Source organism: Dellaglioa sp. CoH-57-MRSF-20 (assembly GCF_056781955.1).
In genome coordinates, this window is the sequence record NZ_JBXAXV010000002.1 from 345,278 (window position 1) to 362,829 (window position 17,552).

Consider the following 17,552-nt stretch of genomic DNA (forward strand, 5'->3'; position numbering starts at 1 on the left):
AGAGTTGCTAAATTACGCAACCCTCTTTATTATTTAACAACTAAGACATCACAAGGTGCTAAACGAGTAACGTAATTTGTAACTGCACCCATTAACATTCTTTCCACTGCCTTCAAGCCAGATTGACCCATGATAATTAAATCTGAATGATGATCTTCAATAAAATCTTTGGCAATTACTGTTTTAGGACTACCAAAACGAATATGAATATCAACATCTGTAAACCCATTTTTTACAATATCTTCTTTTAATTCATTCATATATGCTTCTGTATCTTCAAAAGTCTGATAGACGATTGAACCGCCCCCATCCATCATTCCTGAAAAACTTACAGAAAATTGACGCGTATCAATTACGTTTAAAATATCTAAATGTGCATGGTTTGCTTTAGCACTTTCTACTGCACGCTTTAATGCTTTTTCAGCTGAATCTGATCCATCAACTGGGACTAAAATATTTTTATATTCTTGTTCCATATTTGCCACCCCATATCTTTTATTTGTAGTTACAGTATATCATTAAAATTGTATTAGATGTTAGCGTTTTACCTACAAAATTTGAAATAAAGAAGGTTTTCAGTATGTTATTAAAAAGGATTTCTATTTTTAGTGCCCCCTACGTGGTTCGAGAGTTAACCGAAAAAGATCTAACTCAAATGTTAGAATTAGAAAAAAGTCAATCTACTTACCTAAAACTCCAAGGTAAACAAGATTTAGCCATTGAAGAAATAAAATCTGATTTAACTTCGATCCCGTTGTCAGTTAAAAGTGATCAAAAATGGACACTGGGCTTCTTCAAAGCAGATAAATTAGTAGCTATGATTGATTTTTTAACAGATTATCCTGAAGTTCAATCCGTTTGGATTGGTCTATTATTAGTTTCGAAAAACGAAGAACAACAAGGTATCGCGACACATTTATTAAAAGCCCTGCTTAAATCTTTTAAATCTGAACAGTTTACCAATGTACAAACGCTGAAATACGAACAAGAAGAAGTAAATCAAAAATTATTGGAAAAATTTAATTTCACTGATAAACAATCGCTAATCTTAAAAAGCCCTGATGGAGTCGACATCCCTGCAATACTTTCAAAATTAGATTTATAAAGCAAAATTATTATCTAATTCTCTTAATAACATTTTTATCTTTTTTCATTTCCTATGATTTTAGTCATCTAGGTGTTATGATTAATATAGTAAGAAACTGGAGGAAGAAAACATATGAGCAAAAATTTATTAGCAGATCTTGAGAAAAACTTCATCACAAGCGATGAAACTTCTAAAACATTTAAGGTTCCAAGCAAAAAGGAAGATCTAACAATAAAGATTGACAATGATATTTTTGAAAAAGTTTCTAAAGATGACGAAAAATTAGAACGTTTAATCAAAAATTTACTTAAATTCAGTTCAAAGAGTAAGGCTAAAGAATTAATTTCAATTAATAAACGTAACTACCGTATCTTCATGTAACCTACAAAACTAGCCTAGTTGAGACTAACTCTTGAGGCTAGTTTTTTTAATCCTTGTCAATCTAGCATTTTTATCTTAAACTATTACTCAAGGAGTGATTTATATGTTCTTAACAACCGGAGATGTTAACCGTTCTTATGCTATTAAAGGCATCGTTAATGCGACAGCCAAGATTGTACTAGAAGCCGATGAAATTGATCGTGTAGATGATTTTGATACCTTATATGATCGTGTCCAAGCAGAACTAGCAGAACGCGCAATTAATAAAGGTGGCGACGGGATTATTAACGTTCATTTCGAACCACAAACTGTTCGTGTAACGATTGCCCCAAGATTCTTAGTTTTACATGGCTACGGTACTGTTATTGAGTTTTCAAAGTAATTTATTTTGCGCTTGTGGCGGAACTGGCAGACGCGCAGCGTTCAGATCGCTGTTTGGGTTTCCAAGTGCAGGTTCGATTCCTGTCAGGCGCATTGTTATCATTGATATACCATCGTTTAACCAACTTTTATGTGGTTTTTGTGTGGTTAACATCTAATTTACCGTATATATTGATCCAATTCGTATTTATTTACGAGTTGGATTTTTTAATTAATAAAATGAATATGTTTCATATACTATTTAAAAAGGAGAAAAAATACTATGACTTATTTACAATCTTTCGTTGCGACTTTACCAGCCATTTTTGCTGCCTCCGCCGCAATATTTAGTGCTATTTCTTTCTCACAACAGCAATAAAATAAGTAAGCGTCAAGAACAATATGAAAGGCAAAAAAATATTATTCAAATATCATCGCGTATTACGGCATCTGCTAGTTCTTACTCTACTGAAACAGGGATACCTCAGGTAACCATTACAAACTATTCAAATTATGTTATTCATGATGTTATCATCATTCCTACTATGAATGAAAGTTCTGTCGTGTTACCTGATTTTAAGCAGTTTTTTAAAAACCACAATGATTTTGGTACCCCTAGGATTCTCGCCTTAGCAAGTGAACCAATAACGATGAGCTATCCGTTACCTGATATGGGCATGTCTAGGCACTGTGTATATTGTATCGTCTATACAGACCCGTTCGGTAATTATATATATACAGACAGGAAAGACCTACCTCATACAGACCCTGATATTTATACCAAGCTAATAAAATATGGTAGATCAATACCTGATTTAATACACTCTGTTTAACAAAAAAGCAAACTCCTTAATTATTAAAGAGTTTGCTTTTTAAATTATCTAATCAAATAAAAAATTGTAGAAATGTTCTTCTACAATTTTTTCTCACGTTAATTTATTTTTTTAATCTTTTATATATAAATAAATAGCCTAGTTCATAGATGATAAAAGCACTCACAATATAAATCTCATTCAAGCCAGTACTTTTTCTATAAGGTATGGCTACAACCATTACTATTAATATTATTACGTACGTAACAAGAATAAAATAATCTAAATGATGTCGTTCTAACCATTGGCGTGAAGGAAAGAAAACTGTTATTAATATCGCGATAATTGCCCAAAAAATAGGTTGTATTTGCATTAGTTCATCTCCTTACAGGTAAATAAAAACAATCGTATGTGCTGTCCAATAAGCAACTGTATCATTAAAATGTAAATGTTTAACTAATGCTTTTCTCATTCCAGTTTCTATCTTTCCTTCAAAAATATATTAAATAACGTTGATACACATTCATATCTACGCTTTATTTATGTAGTTGTTTAATGTCTAAGTTTTAAGACTAACTTATCGTAGTAATTATACTACATACTCAGTATAGACACTAAACTATTCAGTTTGTTGTCTACCTACTTTAGATAAAAAACAAGGGGATCAGAAATATATCTGAATACCTTGTTTTTTATCATACATTTATTCTTTATCTTTTAATTTTTTTTCTAAATTCAAAACTTTAACAATTGTTATGTTTAGTAATTCTTCCCTAATTTTAGTTATTTCATACGATAATTCAAGCAATTTATTTTTAATATTTAAAAAATATACAAATTGTACGATAAAGATTAAAAATAATACAAATAAAATAATAAATAAATTAGGCTCGCTCATTATTTATCTCCTCTAAATTCTTTTAATCTATCTTTTTCTTTCTCAATCTTTTTATTACCATTATTTATTGACTTTTTTATCCTTACTATAGAAAGAGTAAGATATAAATTCATCATAAACACAAATAATAACACCGTTAGCATTGCTGGAATTGCCATCTATATTATCTCCTATATTCTTTATTCTTGTGGCAATGTATCAACCAAAAGTCCAAAAGCAGCAACTGCTGGAGCTGCTACTAATAATTCTGGTATAGAAGCAACAAACGCTACAGCCATGATAACCGCTGACCAATAACAATCCATGCTCCGACAATTTCCAATCCACTAACTATATCATAAACATAATTATACGAAACTTCGGGATATATGGGACTAACCACTGGTTGCTTATAATAAATTTCAATCGTATCTGATATTTTATTACTTTCATCACCCTCTGTATATGATTCATTATACGTTATCTTCATACCAATTTGCCAAGGTTCTTCTGCCCTTGTTGCAACTCCCATTATTAACATCCCGTTTTGGAGATTACCCGCAATACGATTAACTATTCCCATGGTATCTAAATAATTAATAACACCATATTTAATCTTCATTATATCAGCTATATCATTTTGAAAAGAACTCTCCATTTACCATTGTGAATGGTAAATGGAGAAGATGAATTTCCTGTCTCTACACTCCAACTATCTTTAACTGTAAGCCATGCATCTATCCCTGGAAGAACCGTAGGACCATATGTTTTTCCCATTTCAAATGTTATATCTTTAAAAGAATTTAACATTTGCACTGATTTAATAAATCGATGTGTCACCTTATTTACAGATATATCCTCCGATACATCAAAATTCTTACAGCCTAAATCCTTACCTGATGAAGAGACTTGATCAATATCAACTCCACCATGCGTATATTCAGTAAATTGATCAAAGTCCCAACCCTCAGGCATTGGGAACCCTAAGTTTCCACTCCATCCCGTTGACATATTTGAAACATAGAAATTATTTATTTTGTTTCTTTTAGCGTGTAAACATATGTTTCTCGTTCCATAAATACCATCGCTAGGTAGAATACCAAAATAAGCTGTATAATTTTTATTTAAATTTCGTTGCATTGAACGAATATTTTAATCGCCACCCTCGAGTATCTCTTTTTGATTTGTTTTCATCCTCTATTTATTAATTTTCTTTATAATCAACTCTTTGAAATTAGCAGAACTGATATTAACATATAGGTAACATAAGGTTCTTTTTTTCAAATTAAAATCAATCTTTATGATAAACATTTGTAAATATTGAAATAATTATTAGTAGTATTCCAAATATAATCGTTATAAGTATAGCTTGCAAAAAATCAGAACTAATTCCTAGTGACGAGAACAAAATAGAGTTATTTCCTATCCTGATATTTTTAATACTTTCATAGCGTGCAATAGCTGCGATTTGATAACCAGGCCACAATTTTAAAGTATGCTGCATAAAAGCTGGAAGATCCCCATAAACAATATAAGTTCCTGAAAGAAAACCGGACATAGTACCAACAATTGCTGACAATGATGAAAAACTAGACGTAGTATTTAAAAAATCTGTCACCAATGAAAACAGTAAACTTGAAAATACAATTAGTAAAACATTAAATAGAAATACTACAAAAAATGTTACATTATAAGCATTATAATGATAAGTTAGAGATAGATACGCATAACATATTAATGAGAAAATAAATGTCGACACAATACCTTCCATGACTGACGTCAAAGTATACAATTGATTAATTGTACTACTTTTTATTTGACTGTTAACAATAAAATCATCTAATCTCTTATTCTTTTTATCTTCCAGTTTTTGACCAAATGCGATTAGTGTACTAGTCATTGAGACAATAGAAATCAACCCAGAAATCATCCATGTATCAATAAACTGTTCACTATGATTAATTCCAGCCAAAGAATCGACTAAATTAGAGCGAAGAAAAAATATATAAATTACAAGACTTATAACCATACCTAAAAATGAAAAAAAGATACCAACTTTATCTTTTATGAAAATTAGAATGTTTCTTTGAATAAACTGTTTATTCATCCTTAAATTCCTTCCTCCATATTTTTAAATAAGTCAGTATAGGTTGCCTTTCTTATTTCAAAGTTTTCATTTATCAAATGATTATCTTCAATAAATCTCACTGCTTCTGCAGACGTATTAAAATACCTATCATCTTCAGTTTTATTCAAAATTAATTTAACTTTTGAAATTTTATTCATAAATGTAACCATTTCTCCAAAATATTTAACAGTTCCATTTGATACGAAAATAATTTTATTGGCATTTTCTAATTCGCTTAATAGATGAGTAGTAAATAACACACCACAATTATTCTCTTTTAAATACTCATCAAGATCATTCCAAATTAATTGACGTATATCAACATCAATTCCAGCTGACATTTCATCTAATAGTAAGCAATTCGGCTCTACAGCAATCGCTCTTAAATAATTAACAATACGTTTCTGCCCACCAGATAAGCTAGAATACTTTAAGGACTCATTGATGTTCAAGTTTTTCATTTTTTCCTGAATACTTTTTATTTTTTCTTTATTTTTAATTCTGAAACGTAAGTTTTGAATAACGGTCAAATCATCATCAAGAACATTGTTTTGAAAAACAGTCGCTAATTTAACATTAGTTTTAATTATTTTCCCCGTTGATGGCATTAATAACTCCATCATAATATTCAGAATGGTTGTTTTTCCTGATCCATTTAAACCAACGAGAGCAATTTTATCTCCTTGATTGAGATAAAAAGAAACGTCTTTTAGAATACTTCCTCTTGATACATTATCTACTACTAACTTCATTTGACCACCTCATAAAAGTGACTATTTTTCATTCTATCCACGAACAAATTGAATATAATCTGATACATAGTAAACTAAAAACAAACTTTGAACCAGAATTATTATAACACCATGTTAATCGCTTACATAATATTTTGAAGTTTTAATTCAAATATTGTGACGAAGACTGAAAATACGCTTCTACTGATACCATACTGTTTACTAACTTACGTCTTCAATTTAGTTCCCATTAACTATGTTTAAACGGTTTAAATTTTGTATTAAAGTGGAAATTTAATCATAAAAATACCCCTAACGTTTTTCAACATTAGGGGTATAGGTTACATTATTTTTTACAAATGATTACATATTAACGATACTTTAAAGATGATAAATCTTTTAAAAAAAGCCATCCTAAATGTATATTAGTATCATACAAGTATATAAAATTAATTATTTACTTGATCAATTCGTATATTCCTTCAGCATATATGGCAGCAGCTTTCAGCACGTCATCTAAAGGAATAAATTCATTGGCCTGATGCATTGTATCAGGTACACCTGGGAACATTGCACCAAAAGCAACACCACGTTTTAGGAGACGACCATACGTCCCACCACCAACGACTAAACCTTCAGCTTTTTCGCCAGTTTGTTTCGTATAAACACCTAATAATGTTTTAACCAAAGGATCTTCTGGTGAAACGTAATGAGGTCCTTGTAACCTACCTGCTTCAATTACAACATTCATTTCATTTGTTACATTTTCAAGACCACGTTTAATATCTACTTCCGTCATACCTTTAGGGAAGCGGAAATTCAAGGCAATTTGTCCACCTTTATCAGCTTTAAATGTGAAAATTCCAGAATTCATCGTTAAATCGCCCATGATATCATCAGTGAAGGCAATACTAAAGTTGTTCATACGTGAATCTCTGTGTAAGTAATCAGCAGCCAAACGAAGATAGTTAGCAGCATCCCCACCAAAATTAAATTGGTTCAAGAATAATGCCAAGAAAGTTCCGGCATTTTCTCCATTTTTAGGTTCTTGTGCATGGGCTGCTTTTCCTACCATCGAGATAGTCACAATATCATTATTGCGTTCCATTTTACCTGTAACAATATTAGCAGCAATAAAATCGTTAAATACTTCTTCCATCTCAGCGCCGTCTTCTGTTTTAATAACAGCTTTAGCATCGCGAGGAACCATATTTTCACGGAGGCCAGCATCAAATTCAAGCAATTGATCCTTATCTCCATTTGATCCTTTAAAGTTTAAGAAGTAAGTAATATTTCCCTTTTCACCATTAATGATTGGGAAAAATGCATCTGGTGAAAATCCAAAATCAGGTTCAGGCATATTTTCAAGGTAATGAGTCATTCCTCTCCAACCACTTTCTTCATCCGTTCCAATAATAAATCGAACTTTTTTAGAAACTGGTAATCCTAATTCTTGAATGATTTTTAAACCATAATATGCAGCCATTCCTGGTCCTTTATCATCTGAGGCACCGCGAGCATAAATTCGACCATCTTTCACGACTGGTGTGAATGGATCAGTATCCCAACCGTTACCAGCAGGCATAACGTCAACGTGAGCTAAAATACCTAACGTTTCATCCCCCTCACCAAATTCGATATGTCCGGCTAAACCATCAAGGTTTAATGTTTCAAAACCATCACGCGTTCCAATTTCTAAGAATTTATCTAACCCAGCTTTAGGTCCTGGACCTAAAGGTGCTTCAGTTGTTGCAATTGATTCATCACGAACACTTTCAATTTTTAACATTGCAAATAAATCTTCTAATAAGGCGTCTTGACGCTTTTCAACTTCTGCTTTCCAATCTATACTCATTTGAATTCCTCCTAAAATATTAGTAAGCCCATTTTATCACAAAATTTTAATAATCGGTATTTAAAAGCGTATTCAGTTAGATATATTGATAGACCTTACTACTCAATAAAGGAACATCAAAAACAAATAAAATAATAAAAAATTGCTGGCTAGTTACGCCAACAATTTTCTATTTGATTGATTCAATTTCTTCATCTGTTAAAGCACGATAGCGGCCTAACGATAGCGTTGGTTCTAACTCTAAAGTAGCCATTTTTTTACGTTCAAGTCTGATAACTTTCATACCGATAGCTCCAAACATTCGTTTGATTTGATGATACTTACCTTCAGTAATCGTAATTAAAACTTCTGAGATATTTGAATCACTATTATAAGATTCAACAATTAATTTTGCAGGTTTAGTTTGCATCCCATCTTTTAATAGCAATCCGGTTTCAAATTTAATCACATCGTCAGTAGTCACTTGCCCATCAACTTTAGCAAAGTACACTTTATCGATATGATGTTTTGGTGACAACATCTGATGACCTAATTGTCCATCATTTGTAATAAGCAATAGTCCAGTTGTATCCTTATCCAACCGTCCAACTGGAAATAAATCATCCCGATAATCGACGCTATTGAACAAATCCATCACTGTCTTTTGTTTCCTATCTTTAGTTGCCGTTAACACACCTGCTGGTTTATTTAAAAGATAATAATAATATTTTTGATAGTGAATTACATCACCATCTACCTGAATAACCGATTTTGATGGACTAACCTGAAGTTTAATGCTAGTGATTAACTCGCCATCAACAATCACTTTCTTCTGTTTAATAATTTTTCGAACATCACTTCTTGTACCAAATTGCGTTTCCGTCAAAAATTTATCAATTCTCATTTTAAATTAAACCTCACTTAATTCTCAATCTACGGCGTAATCCAGCAACCCGTTCGCCCAATATTTTGTCGGCTAATCTTGTTTTTAAACTGAAGTAAATATATATGTAGCCACCTAATCCAGCGGCAGCAATAATTGTGATAATTGCACTAATTCGGCTGTCTATTGGTAAAAATAGATAAGCAATTTTTACTACTATAAATGCGGTAAAAAATGTTATTAGTGCATAAAGCATCATTTTATTTAATCTTGTTTGTATTAATTTTACATTTAAATGGAACATTTTGTGTAATGAGCGAATCATTAGCCATGAACTTACGCCCATCCCGATCCCTGTAGCTGCTAATGGCCCAAAGGCACCTAACCAAGCTACTAATGGATATTGAACAATTAATTTAACTACCACTCCAACGACAAAATATATAATTGCTTTTTTATTTTGATAAACACCTTGTAAAATAGCAGAAACAACTGTGAATAATCCTAAGAAGATTGATTCATACGCTGAAAATTGTAAAACATAGATTCCAACTGGATCATACCCATAGAAAACAACATATAGTGGGTGAGCAACAGCTGCCATCCCTAAGGCACAAGGTAACATTACGAAAAAGAACAATTGTAAGGTGTCAGAAGTTTGTTCACTCAAAGCCTTTTTATCATTTCTTGTATATGCCTCAGATAATAACGGAATAGCTGTAATAGACATGGCAGACGCAATAGAAATAATAATCATAACTAATTTATTAGCATTAAAACTAAATAATGCCCACAGTTCATTTTGAATCGTTCGTGAGTAGTTTGTAACATGGCTCATAATACCAAAGAAGGTATACTGATCAATCAATCCAAAAATCGTAATGGCAGCGCCAATAATAATAAAAGGAATAGATTCCCTGATAACTTCTTTAATAATTTGTTTGGTAGAAATTGTTAACTTATTATCACTATTGGCAACTAATCGATCCAATTCTGGTTTTCGACGATAAAAATACCATACTAAAACTAGCATTCCGCCTAAGGCCCCAATAAAAGCCGCAAAAGTTGACTGCGTTACACCTGTAATATAACTACCATGACTAATTTTCATGATGATAAAAGTTGCGGCAAGCATATAAATAACTCGAGCAATTTGTTCAAAGAACTGTGAAATTGCTGACGGAGCCATTTCCTGATAGCCTTGAAAAAAGCCTCGTATTAAACTCATCATAGGAATAATCAATAATGCCCAAGATAAGGATCTAAAGACTGGAATCACATTCTTATCACCACTTGTAATGTATGGTGCGATAATCCATAATATTACTGCACAGACTACACCCATAATCGCCATTAAAGCCATCCCATATTTAAATAGGCGTCTTCCAATACCATATTCATTTTGTGCATTGTAATGCGCAACCTGCTTAGCTACGGCTGAAGGAACACCAGCAACAGCAATCATTAAGAAGAAACTGTAAACGTTATAACCCATACTATAAAGTGCATTAGCTTGTAATCTATCTGGTCCCAACCACATATTCCATGGAATAATATAAATTGCCCCTAAAACTCTTGAAAAAATACTACCAGCAGTCATCCAAGCTGATCCTTGCAACATCTTTTGTTTAGCGTCATTTTGTTCAGAAGCTGCTTGGCCCTCTACTTCGATATCTTCATCCATTACTTTTGTACCCTACTTTCTGATCATACTTAATCTTACCATTTTATAGCTTTTAAAATTCAGTTGCAATTTATTTTTTGAATTTTAACCAAAAATAAATAGGAACCACAAAATATCGATAATTTTGTAGTCCCCGTTTACTTAAATTAAAGCTTTAATTTGCGACAATATTAACTAACTTACCAGGGACAGCAATTACTTTTCGAATTGTTTTACCTTCAAGTTCTTCTTTAATTTTGTCATCATTTAAAGCCATTTTTTCTAATTCATCTTTAGTTGCATCTTTTGAAACCACGCTATGTTGACGCACTTTACCATTTACTTGTAAGACAATTTCAACTGTATTTTCAACAAGTTTACTTTCATCAAATATTGGCCATGCAGCATAACTAATTGATTCCTTATTTCCTAACAACGACCAAACTTCTTCAGCCATGTGTGGCGCTATTGGTGCAATCAATTGAATAAATCCTTCAACTTGTTCTTTAGCTAACGATTTAACTTTAAAAGCTTCATTAACAAAAATCATCAATTGTGAAATAGCTGTATTAAAATGAAGTGCTTCGTAATCTTCAGTTACTTTTTTTACTGTTTGATTATAAATCTTATCAAGTTCACCATCATTTTTATCAACAATAGCTGCGCTAATTTGATTATCTTCATCCATAATTAAACGCCAAATACGTTCAATAAATTTATGCGAACCATTTAACCCATCTTCGCTCCAAGCAATTGAGGCATCTAATGGACCCATAAACATTTCATAAAGGCGCAAAGTATCCGCACCAAAACGTTCAACGATATCATCTGGATTAACCACGTTACCTTTAGACTTAGACATTTTTTCATGATTATCGCCCAAAATCATCCCTTGATTAACTAACTTTTGGAACGGCTCTTTAGTAGGTACAACGCCAATATCGTACAAGAATTTATGCCAGAACCTTGCGTATAGCAAATGTAACACAGCATGTTCTGCACCCCCAACATAAACGTCAACAGGTAACCATTCTTCTAACTTTTTATGGTCAGCAATTTCATTAGGGTTATGTGGATCAATAAAACGAACAAAGTACCATGAACTACCAGCCCATTGTGGCATCGTATTCGTTTCACGTTTACCTTTACGCCCATTTTCGTCGACAACATTAATCCAGTCAGTTAAGTTGGCTAATGGACTCTCACCTGTTCCAGAGGGTTTAATATCCGTTGCTTCAGGTAATTCAAGTGGTAACTGATCTACAGGGACTGTTGTTGTTTCGCCATCTTCCCAGTGAATAATAGGAATTGGTTCACCCCAATATCGTTGTCTTGAAAATAACCAATCACGTAATTTATAATTTGTTTTCTTTTCACCAATGTTATTATCTTCCATCCAAGCAATAGCTTTTTCGATAGCATCAGCTTTCACTAAGCCATTTAAAAAACCAGAATTAATATATTTACCAGGTTCAGTATTTGCTTCATCAGTTATTTCAGGTCCTTCTATAACGGGTAAAATATCCAATCCATATTTAGTTGCAAATTCGAAATCTCTTTCATCATGTGCAGGTACTGCCATAACAGCACCAGTTCCATACGATGCTAGAACATAATCAGCAATCCAAATTGGTAATTTTTTACCATTTACAGGATTTATTGCGTAAGAACCAGTAAATACCCCAGTTTTATCTTTAGCTAAATCAGTTCTCTCTAAATCTGACTTAACTTCTATTTCTTTTTGATAAGCCTTAACAGCATCCTTTTGAGAATCAATAGTAATTTTATCAATTATATCTAATTCTGGTGCGACAATAATATAAGAAACACCATAAATAGTTTCAGGACGTGTCGTAAAGACATCAATTTTTATATCATCATGTTGATCGACTTTAAAGTTAACGCTAGCACCAGTTGATTTTCCAATCCAATTTCTTTGTTGCTCTTTGATGCTATCTGGCCAATCTAAATCGTCTAAATCTGAAAGTAAGCGATCAGCATAAGCAGTAATTTTTAAGACCCATTGGCGCATTGGTTTTCTGACAATTGGGTACCCGCCACGTTCTGTTTTACCATCAATAACTTCTTCATTAGCAACAACAGTTCCTAAATCAGGACTCCAGTTAACGGCAACTTCATCTTCATACGCTAAACCTTTTTCATATAATTTTTCAAAAATCCATTGTGTCCATTTATAATAATCAGGATCAGTCGTATTTAACTCACGACTCCAATCATATGAAAGTCCCAAGGATTTAATTTGACGCCTAAAATTATCAGTATTCGTTTTAGTAAATGCTTTAGGGCTATGTCCAGTATCAAGTGCATACTGTTCAGCTGGAAGACCAAAGGCATCCCATCCCATTGGATGTAAGACATTAAATCCTTGCATTCTCTTCATTCGAGCCAAAATATCTGTAGCCGTGAAACCTTCTGGATGTCCAACATGAAGTCCTTGCCCGGATGGATACGGAAACATATCTAATGCATAATAATTTTTCTTTTCAGGATCTTCAGTCGTTTTAAATGTCTGATTTGCATCCCAAAATGCTTGCCATTTTTGTTCGATTTCTTTATGGTTATATGCCATGTGTATTACTTCCTTTCTGATTATATATACAAAAAAGTCCTATAGAAGATAAACTTCTATAGGACGAATTTTCCGCGGTACCACCTATTATTCCAGTATAAAATACTGACTCTTTTTCATAACGTGAAATAACGTTCGCACCTACTACCGTTCAGTGAGAAAACTCAAGGATGAGTTCAAATAACCAACTATGTATATTTCCACTCCCATATACTCGCTGAAATAGTTAGTTACTTTACTAGTTCCTCTTAATCGTTTTATATTATTTTTAGTGTAGCAAACGAACCCTGTTATTGCAAATAATCTTTAGTCTTTTTATCGAATAAATTAATAATAATTGCAAGAATTACAATAAAAATACCTGCTATATATATCCCATGAAGACCTTGATACAAAACTTCACGTAATTTTGGTATTAAATGTTGCGGTAGTTGGTTAGCCGTTTGCGGATTAATTAAAATATCCATCATGCTGTCCTTTGTTCCAGGTGTTTTTACTATTTCCTTATGCATTTGTGTATTAAATATGATCCCAAAGACTGAAATCATTAATGTTTGTCCTAATGTACGACTTAAAGTATTAAATGATGTAGCCACACCTACGTCAGCCTGTGGTACTAAACTCTGTGCAGTAACTGTCGTAGTTGTAATGGTAATCCCAAATCCAATCCCTAGTACAGCCGAAATGATAAAGAAAAGATAAAAAGGTGTATTTATAGGCAAAGTACCTAGTGCAATGGCACCCACTAAAATAAAAAATAGACTAATCGATAAAACTTTTTTTGGTGTCCAAGCTGCCATCATACTTCCAGCAAAAAAGGAACCAGCTATCCATAAGATGGAACTGGGTGTTACTGCAAATCCTGCCATTGATGCTTTTAATCCTAATATTCCTTGAGTCCATGTTGGTATATAAACTTCAAATCCAATTAAAAATCCAGATATTAATGCTGCTACTACATTTTGAATCACAAATGTTCTATTATTAAAAAGTTTCAATGAAATAATTGGATCTTCAACTCTTTTTTCCCATTGAATAAATAATAAAAGCGACATAATAAATATAAAGAAAGAAATTAAAACAATCAGGTCTATACCATCATCGCCCCAACGTTGAAAACTATATAAAATAGATAAAATACTAAGCATTAATAATATACTGCCTAAAAAATCTATTTTTGAACTCATAATTCTTCGCTTTTCTTTGAAAAAAATTTGTATCATTGCTATCGTCACTAACCCAATAGGTAAATTAATGAAAAATACCCAGTGCCAATTAAGATGATCAACAATGAAACCACCTAACAATGGTGCAACTATTGACGCTATACCCCAAGCAGATCCGTTTAATCCCATTATTTTAGCACGTTTGTCCACAGAATAAATATCAGCAATTATAGTAAATGACACTGGCATTATAGCACCCGCCCCGATACCTTGAATAGCCCGCGAAATAATTAATGTGGCCATACTATTAGAAAATCCACAGAGAGTTGAACCAACCAAAAATATGACAAGACCAAAAATAAATACTGGTTTACGTCCTAAAACATCTGCGAGCTTACCGTATATTGGTGTCATCATGGCATTAGTTAATAAATATATTGAAAAAACCCAATTCATTAATGAAACACCATGAAGTTCACCAACAATAGTTGGCATAGCTGTTGAAACAATTGTTCCTTCAACGGCTGTTAAAAATGTTGCTACAAATATAGCAATTGTAACTAATTTTACATTTGTTTTTGAATTCATAAAGTACCTCCTAAATAAAAAATGACTCTATTAAAATGATATTTAATAAAGTCATTTTTTATTTTAATTTAATTCGTTAAGTAAACTTTTAATCTTATCTGTTTTTTCCCAAGGTAAGTCAATATCTGTACGACCAAAATGACCATATGCTGCTGTCTGTTTATATATTGGGCGACGTAAGTCTAACATTTCAATAATTCCTGCAGGCCGTAAATCAAAAATTTTACGAACAGCTTGAACTAAATCCAATTCGTCATATTTAGATGTACCAAATGTATTAATATTAATTGATACAGGTTGAGCAACCCCAATTGCATACGCAAGTTGAACCTCAACCTGTGATGCAATTTTAGCTGCAACTATATTTTTTGCAATATAGCGAGCAGCATAACTAGCTGAACGATCAACTTTTGTTGCATCTTTACCGGAGAAAGCACCTCCACCATGATGTGCATATCCACCATATGTATCAACAATTATTTTTCTTCCAGTAAGTCCAGCATCACCCTTTGGACCACCGATAACAAATCGTCCGGTTGGATTAATATAATACTTTGTATCTGAATCCAACAAATCAGGGTCAATAATAACTTTAATTACTTTTTCAATCATATCATCTTGAATTTGTTTCAATTCCGTTTTTTCATCATGTTGTGTAGAAATAACAACAGTGTCAATTCTAAATGGTTGACCTTTATCATTATATTCAACAGTTACCTGTGCCTTAGCATCAGGTCTTAAGTATTCTAATTCCTTATTTTTTCGTAAACTTGCAACACGTTGCATTAATTTGTGACTAATTGAAATCGGTAATGGCATGAGTTCCGGTGTTTCGTCTACCGCATATCCGAACATTAATCCTTGATCACCTGCACCAATCTGATCTAAAGGATCTAAATCACCGTTTTTAGTTTCTAAAGATGTATCAACACCTAATGCAATATCAGGAGATTGTTCATCTATAGCAACCATAACAGCACAATTATCACCATCAAAACCAACTTGTGAATTAATATATCCAATTTCCTTAATAGTTCGTCTTACTACCTGCTGAATATCAACGTAGGCATTTGTTGATATTTCACCAACTACAAGAACTAAACCAGTTGTTACAGTTGTTTCGCAAGCAACCCTAGCATTAGGATCCTTTTCTAAAAGTGCATCTAATATTGCATCACTTATTTGATCTGCAACCTTATCCGGATGACCCTCTGATACCGATTCTGACGTGAATAGATGTTTTTCAGTCATTTTTATCTCCTTAAAGTAAATAAAATTAAAAAAAGAACCTCAACTATAAAAGTTTAGGTTCCAATAATACCTGTGACGGTCCTAACCGGATTTGAACCGGTGATCTTCCGCGTGACAGGCGGACGTAATAACCCCTATACCATAGGACCAATTGCGGGAGCAGGATTTGAACCTACGACCTTCGGGTTATGAGCCCGACGAGCTACCAGACTGCTCCATCCCGCGATAATATTAAACTGACCCGTACGGGATTTGAACCCATGTTACCGCCGTGAAAGGGCGGTGTCTTAACCACTTGACCAACGGGTCATAACACGAAAAACGGAGAAGGAGGGATTCGAACCCTCGCGCCATTTTCACGACCTACACCCTTAGCAGGGGCGCCTCTTCAGCCACTTGAGTACTTCTCCATAAATTATTGATGGGCCTAAATGGACTCGAACCATCGACCTCACGCTTATCAGGCGTGCGCTCTAAACCAGCTGAGCTATAGGCCCAAAATCATAAAAGCGGGTGACGAGAATCGAACTCGCGACAACAGCTTGGAAGGCTGTGGTTTTACCACTAAACTACACCCGCAAAATATTATAAATAAATGGCGCAGGACAGAATCGAACTGCCGACACATGGAGCTTCAATCCATTGCTCTACCAACTGAGCTACTGAGCCATTAAACGGTCCTAACCGGATTTGAACCGGTGATCTTCCGCGTGACAGGCGGACGTAATAACCCCTATACCATAGGACCTTCGATGGAGGTTACAGGGCTTGAACCTGTGACCCTCTGCTTGTAAGGCAGACGCTCTCCCAACTGAGCTAAACCTCCAACATACACTATTTACTTTATATGACCCGTACGGGATTTGAACCCATGTTACCGCCGTGAAAGGGCGGTGTCTTAACCACTTGACCAACGGGTCAATTTGCAACGGAGAATAAGGGATTCGAACCCTTGAAACAGGAAACCCGTTTACATGATTTCCAATCATGCTCCTTAGACCAACTCAGACAATTCTCCACATTACAAAATAAAAACTCCGGCAGTAGGACTCGAACCTGCGACATCTTGATTAACAGTCAAGCGCTCTACCAACTGAGCTATGCCGGAATAAAATAATAAAAAAAGCATGGCAACGTCCTACCCTCGCAGGGGGCGACCCCCAACTACTCTTGGCGCTAAGAAGCTTAACTTCTGTGTTCG

General features: G+C 33.6%; 17 protein-coding genes, 13 tRNA genes, 1 rRNA gene and 1 other annotated feature. Of the genes, 4 read left to right on the forward strand and 27 right to left on the reverse strand.

The features are described 5' to 3' along the window. Positions 1-29: 29 nt before the first annotated feature. The gene (locus AC1RPN_RS03530) at positions 30-476 is read right to left on the reverse strand and encodes a universal stress protein (protein WP_481761165.1); all 447 of its coding nucleotides are present in this window, start codon (positions 474-476) and stop codon (positions 30-32) included. A 104-nt stretch (positions 477-580) separates the two neighbouring features. Between AC1RPN_RS03530 and AC1RPN_RS03535 the strand changes: the two genes are divergently transcribed. The 4 genes from AC1RPN_RS03535 to AC1RPN_RS03550 all read left to right on the forward strand — a co-directional run bounded on the left by AC1RPN_RS03535 (position 581) and on the right by AC1RPN_RS03550 (position 1,942). Next, positions 581-1,105 carry a GNAT family N-acetyltransferase gene (locus AC1RPN_RS03535; protein ID WP_481761164.1) on the forward strand — a complete coding sequence of 175 codons (525 nt, stop codon included), beginning with the start codon at positions 581-583 and terminating at the stop codon, positions 1,103-1,105. 114 nt (positions 1,106-1,219) lie between these two features. Continuing rightward, positions 1,220-1,468 carry a hypothetical protein gene (locus tag AC1RPN_RS03540; protein ID WP_057973335.1) on the forward strand — a complete coding sequence of 83 codons (249 nt, stop codon included), beginning with the start codon at positions 1,220-1,222 and terminating at the stop codon, positions 1,466-1,468. 103 nt (positions 1,469-1,571) lie between these two features. After that, the gene (locus tag AC1RPN_RS03545; RefSeq protein ID WP_409022736.1) at positions 1,572-1,850 is read left to right on the forward strand and encodes a hypothetical protein; all 279 of its coding nucleotides are present in this window, start codon (positions 1,572-1,574) and stop codon (positions 1,848-1,850) included. 8 nt (positions 1,851-1,858) lie between these two features. Continuing rightward, positions 1,859-1,942 (forward strand) — tRNA-Leu (locus AC1RPN_RS03550). An 822-nt stretch (positions 1,943-2,764) separates the two neighbouring features. On the opposite strand, the gene AC1RPN_RS03555 is transcribed toward AC1RPN_RS03550, so the two are convergent. From AC1RPN_RS03555 to rrf, 26 genes are all read right to left on the reverse strand, one after another. Continuing rightward, the gene (locus AC1RPN_RS03555) at positions 2,765-3,013 is read right to left on the reverse strand and encodes a hypothetical protein (RefSeq protein ID WP_481761163.1); all 249 of its coding nucleotides are present in this window, start codon (positions 3,011-3,013) and stop codon (positions 2,765-2,767) included. Positions 3,014-3,343: 330 nt separating this feature from the next. After that, positions 3,344-3,538, reverse strand: a complete 195-nt coding sequence (locus AC1RPN_RS03560) for a hypothetical protein (protein WP_481761162.1) — start codon at positions 3,536-3,538, stop codon at positions 3,344-3,346. Continuing rightward, complete coding sequence (locus AC1RPN_RS03565; RefSeq protein ID WP_481761161.1) at positions 3,538-3,696, reverse strand: hypothetical protein; 159 nt, start codon at positions 3,694-3,696, stop codon at positions 3,538-3,540. Before AC1RPN_RS03565 ends, AC1RPN_RS03560 begins: the two co-directional genes overlap by 1 nt. Before the next feature lie 110 nt (positions 3,697-3,806). Continuing rightward, positions 3,807-4,139, reverse strand: coding sequence for a hypothetical protein (locus tag AC1RPN_RS03570; protein WP_481762171.1), 333 nt, complete (start codon positions 4,137-4,139; stop codon positions 3,807-3,809). Positions 4,140-4,147: 8 nt separating this feature from the next. Beyond that, positions 4,148-4,657 carry a hypothetical protein gene (locus tag AC1RPN_RS03575; RefSeq protein WP_481761159.1) on the reverse strand — a complete coding sequence of 170 codons (510 nt, stop codon included), beginning with the start codon at positions 4,655-4,657 and terminating at the stop codon, positions 4,148-4,150. A 151-nt stretch (positions 4,658-4,808) separates the two neighbouring features. After that, positions 4,809-5,489 carry a hypothetical protein gene (locus AC1RPN_RS03580; protein ID WP_481761158.1) on the reverse strand — a complete coding sequence of 227 codons (681 nt, stop codon included), beginning with the start codon at positions 5,487-5,489 and terminating at the stop codon, positions 4,809-4,811. Positions 5,490-5,626: 137 nt separating this feature from the next. After that, complete coding sequence (locus AC1RPN_RS03585; protein WP_481761157.1) at positions 5,627-6,397, reverse strand: ATP-binding cassette domain-containing protein; 771 nt, start codon at positions 6,395-6,397, stop codon at positions 5,627-5,629. Positions 6,398-6,833: 436 nt separating this feature from the next. Beyond that, positions 6,834-8,231 (reverse strand): dipeptidase PepV, encoded by a 1,398-nt coding sequence (gene pepV / locus AC1RPN_RS03590; RefSeq protein WP_481761156.1) that lies wholly within the window; start codon positions 8,229-8,231, stop codon positions 6,834-6,836. Between the two features lie 169 nt (positions 8,232-8,400). Continuing rightward, positions 8,401-9,114 carry a pseudouridine synthase gene (locus AC1RPN_RS03595; protein WP_481761155.1) on the reverse strand — a complete coding sequence of 238 codons (714 nt, stop codon included), beginning with the start codon at positions 9,112-9,114 and terminating at the stop codon, positions 8,401-8,403. 13 nt (positions 9,115-9,127) lie between these two features. Next, entirely contained in the window at positions 9,128-10,777 is a 1,650-nt protein-coding gene (locus tag AC1RPN_RS03600) for a putative polysaccharide biosynthesis protein (protein WP_481761154.1), read from the reverse strand. A 154-nt stretch (positions 10,778-10,931) separates the two neighbouring features. Further along, the gene (leuS, locus tag AC1RPN_RS03605) at positions 10,932-13,346 is read right to left on the reverse strand and encodes a leucine--tRNA ligase (RefSeq protein ID WP_481761153.1); all 2,415 of its coding nucleotides are present in this window, start codon (positions 13,344-13,346) and stop codon (positions 10,932-10,934) included. A 56-nt stretch (positions 13,347-13,402) separates the two neighbouring features. Next, positions 13,403-13,608 (reverse strand) — a binding site (T-box leader). 28 nt (positions 13,609-13,636) lie between these two features. Beyond that, positions 13,637-15,100 (reverse strand): MDR family MFS transporter, encoded by a 1,464-nt coding sequence (locus AC1RPN_RS03610; RefSeq protein ID WP_481761152.1) that lies wholly within the window; start codon positions 15,098-15,100, stop codon positions 13,637-13,639. Positions 15,101-15,163: 63 nt separating this feature from the next. After that, a complete protein-coding gene (gene metK / locus AC1RPN_RS03615; protein WP_481761151.1) occupies positions 15,164-16,351 on the reverse strand; it encodes a methionine adenosyltransferase in 1,188 nt (395 codons plus the stop codon). Positions 16,352-16,427: 76 nt separating this feature from the next. Continuing rightward, positions 16,428-16,500, reverse strand: a tRNA-Asp gene (locus tag AC1RPN_RS03620). A 2-nt stretch (positions 16,501-16,502) separates the two neighbouring features. After that, positions 16,503-16,576: transfer RNA gene (locus tag AC1RPN_RS03625), tRNA-Met, on the reverse strand. A gap of 12 nt (positions 16,577-16,588) precedes the next feature. Further along, positions 16,589-16,660, reverse strand: a tRNA-Glu gene (locus AC1RPN_RS03630). A 13-nt stretch (positions 16,661-16,673) separates the two neighbouring features. Beyond that, positions 16,674-16,761: transfer RNA gene (locus AC1RPN_RS03635), tRNA-Ser, on the reverse strand. A 12-nt stretch (positions 16,762-16,773) separates the two neighbouring features. Continuing rightward, a tRNA-Ile gene (locus AC1RPN_RS03640) sits at positions 16,774-16,848 on the reverse strand. Between the two features lie 11 nt (positions 16,849-16,859). After that, positions 16,860-16,930 (reverse strand) — tRNA-Gly (locus tag AC1RPN_RS03645). A 17-nt stretch (positions 16,931-16,947) separates the two neighbouring features. Beyond that, positions 16,948-17,020: transfer RNA gene (locus AC1RPN_RS03650), tRNA-Phe, on the reverse strand. Positions 17,021-17,026: 6 nt separating this feature from the next. Then, positions 17,027-17,099, reverse strand: a tRNA-Asp gene (locus AC1RPN_RS03655). A 5-nt stretch (positions 17,100-17,104) separates the two neighbouring features. Next, positions 17,105-17,177: transfer RNA gene (locus AC1RPN_RS03660), tRNA-Val, on the reverse strand. A 22-nt stretch (positions 17,178-17,199) separates the two neighbouring features. Then, positions 17,200-17,271, reverse strand: a tRNA-Glu gene (locus AC1RPN_RS03665). Between the two features lie 9 nt (positions 17,272-17,280). Further along, positions 17,281-17,369, reverse strand: a tRNA-Ser gene (locus tag AC1RPN_RS03670). A 17-nt stretch (positions 17,370-17,386) separates the two neighbouring features. Then, positions 17,387-17,459: transfer RNA gene (locus AC1RPN_RS03675), tRNA-Asn, on the reverse strand. A 17-nt stretch (positions 17,460-17,476) separates the two neighbouring features. Then, positions 17,477-17,552 (reverse strand): 5S ribosomal RNA (gene rrf, locus AC1RPN_RS03680); the annotation flags it as partial.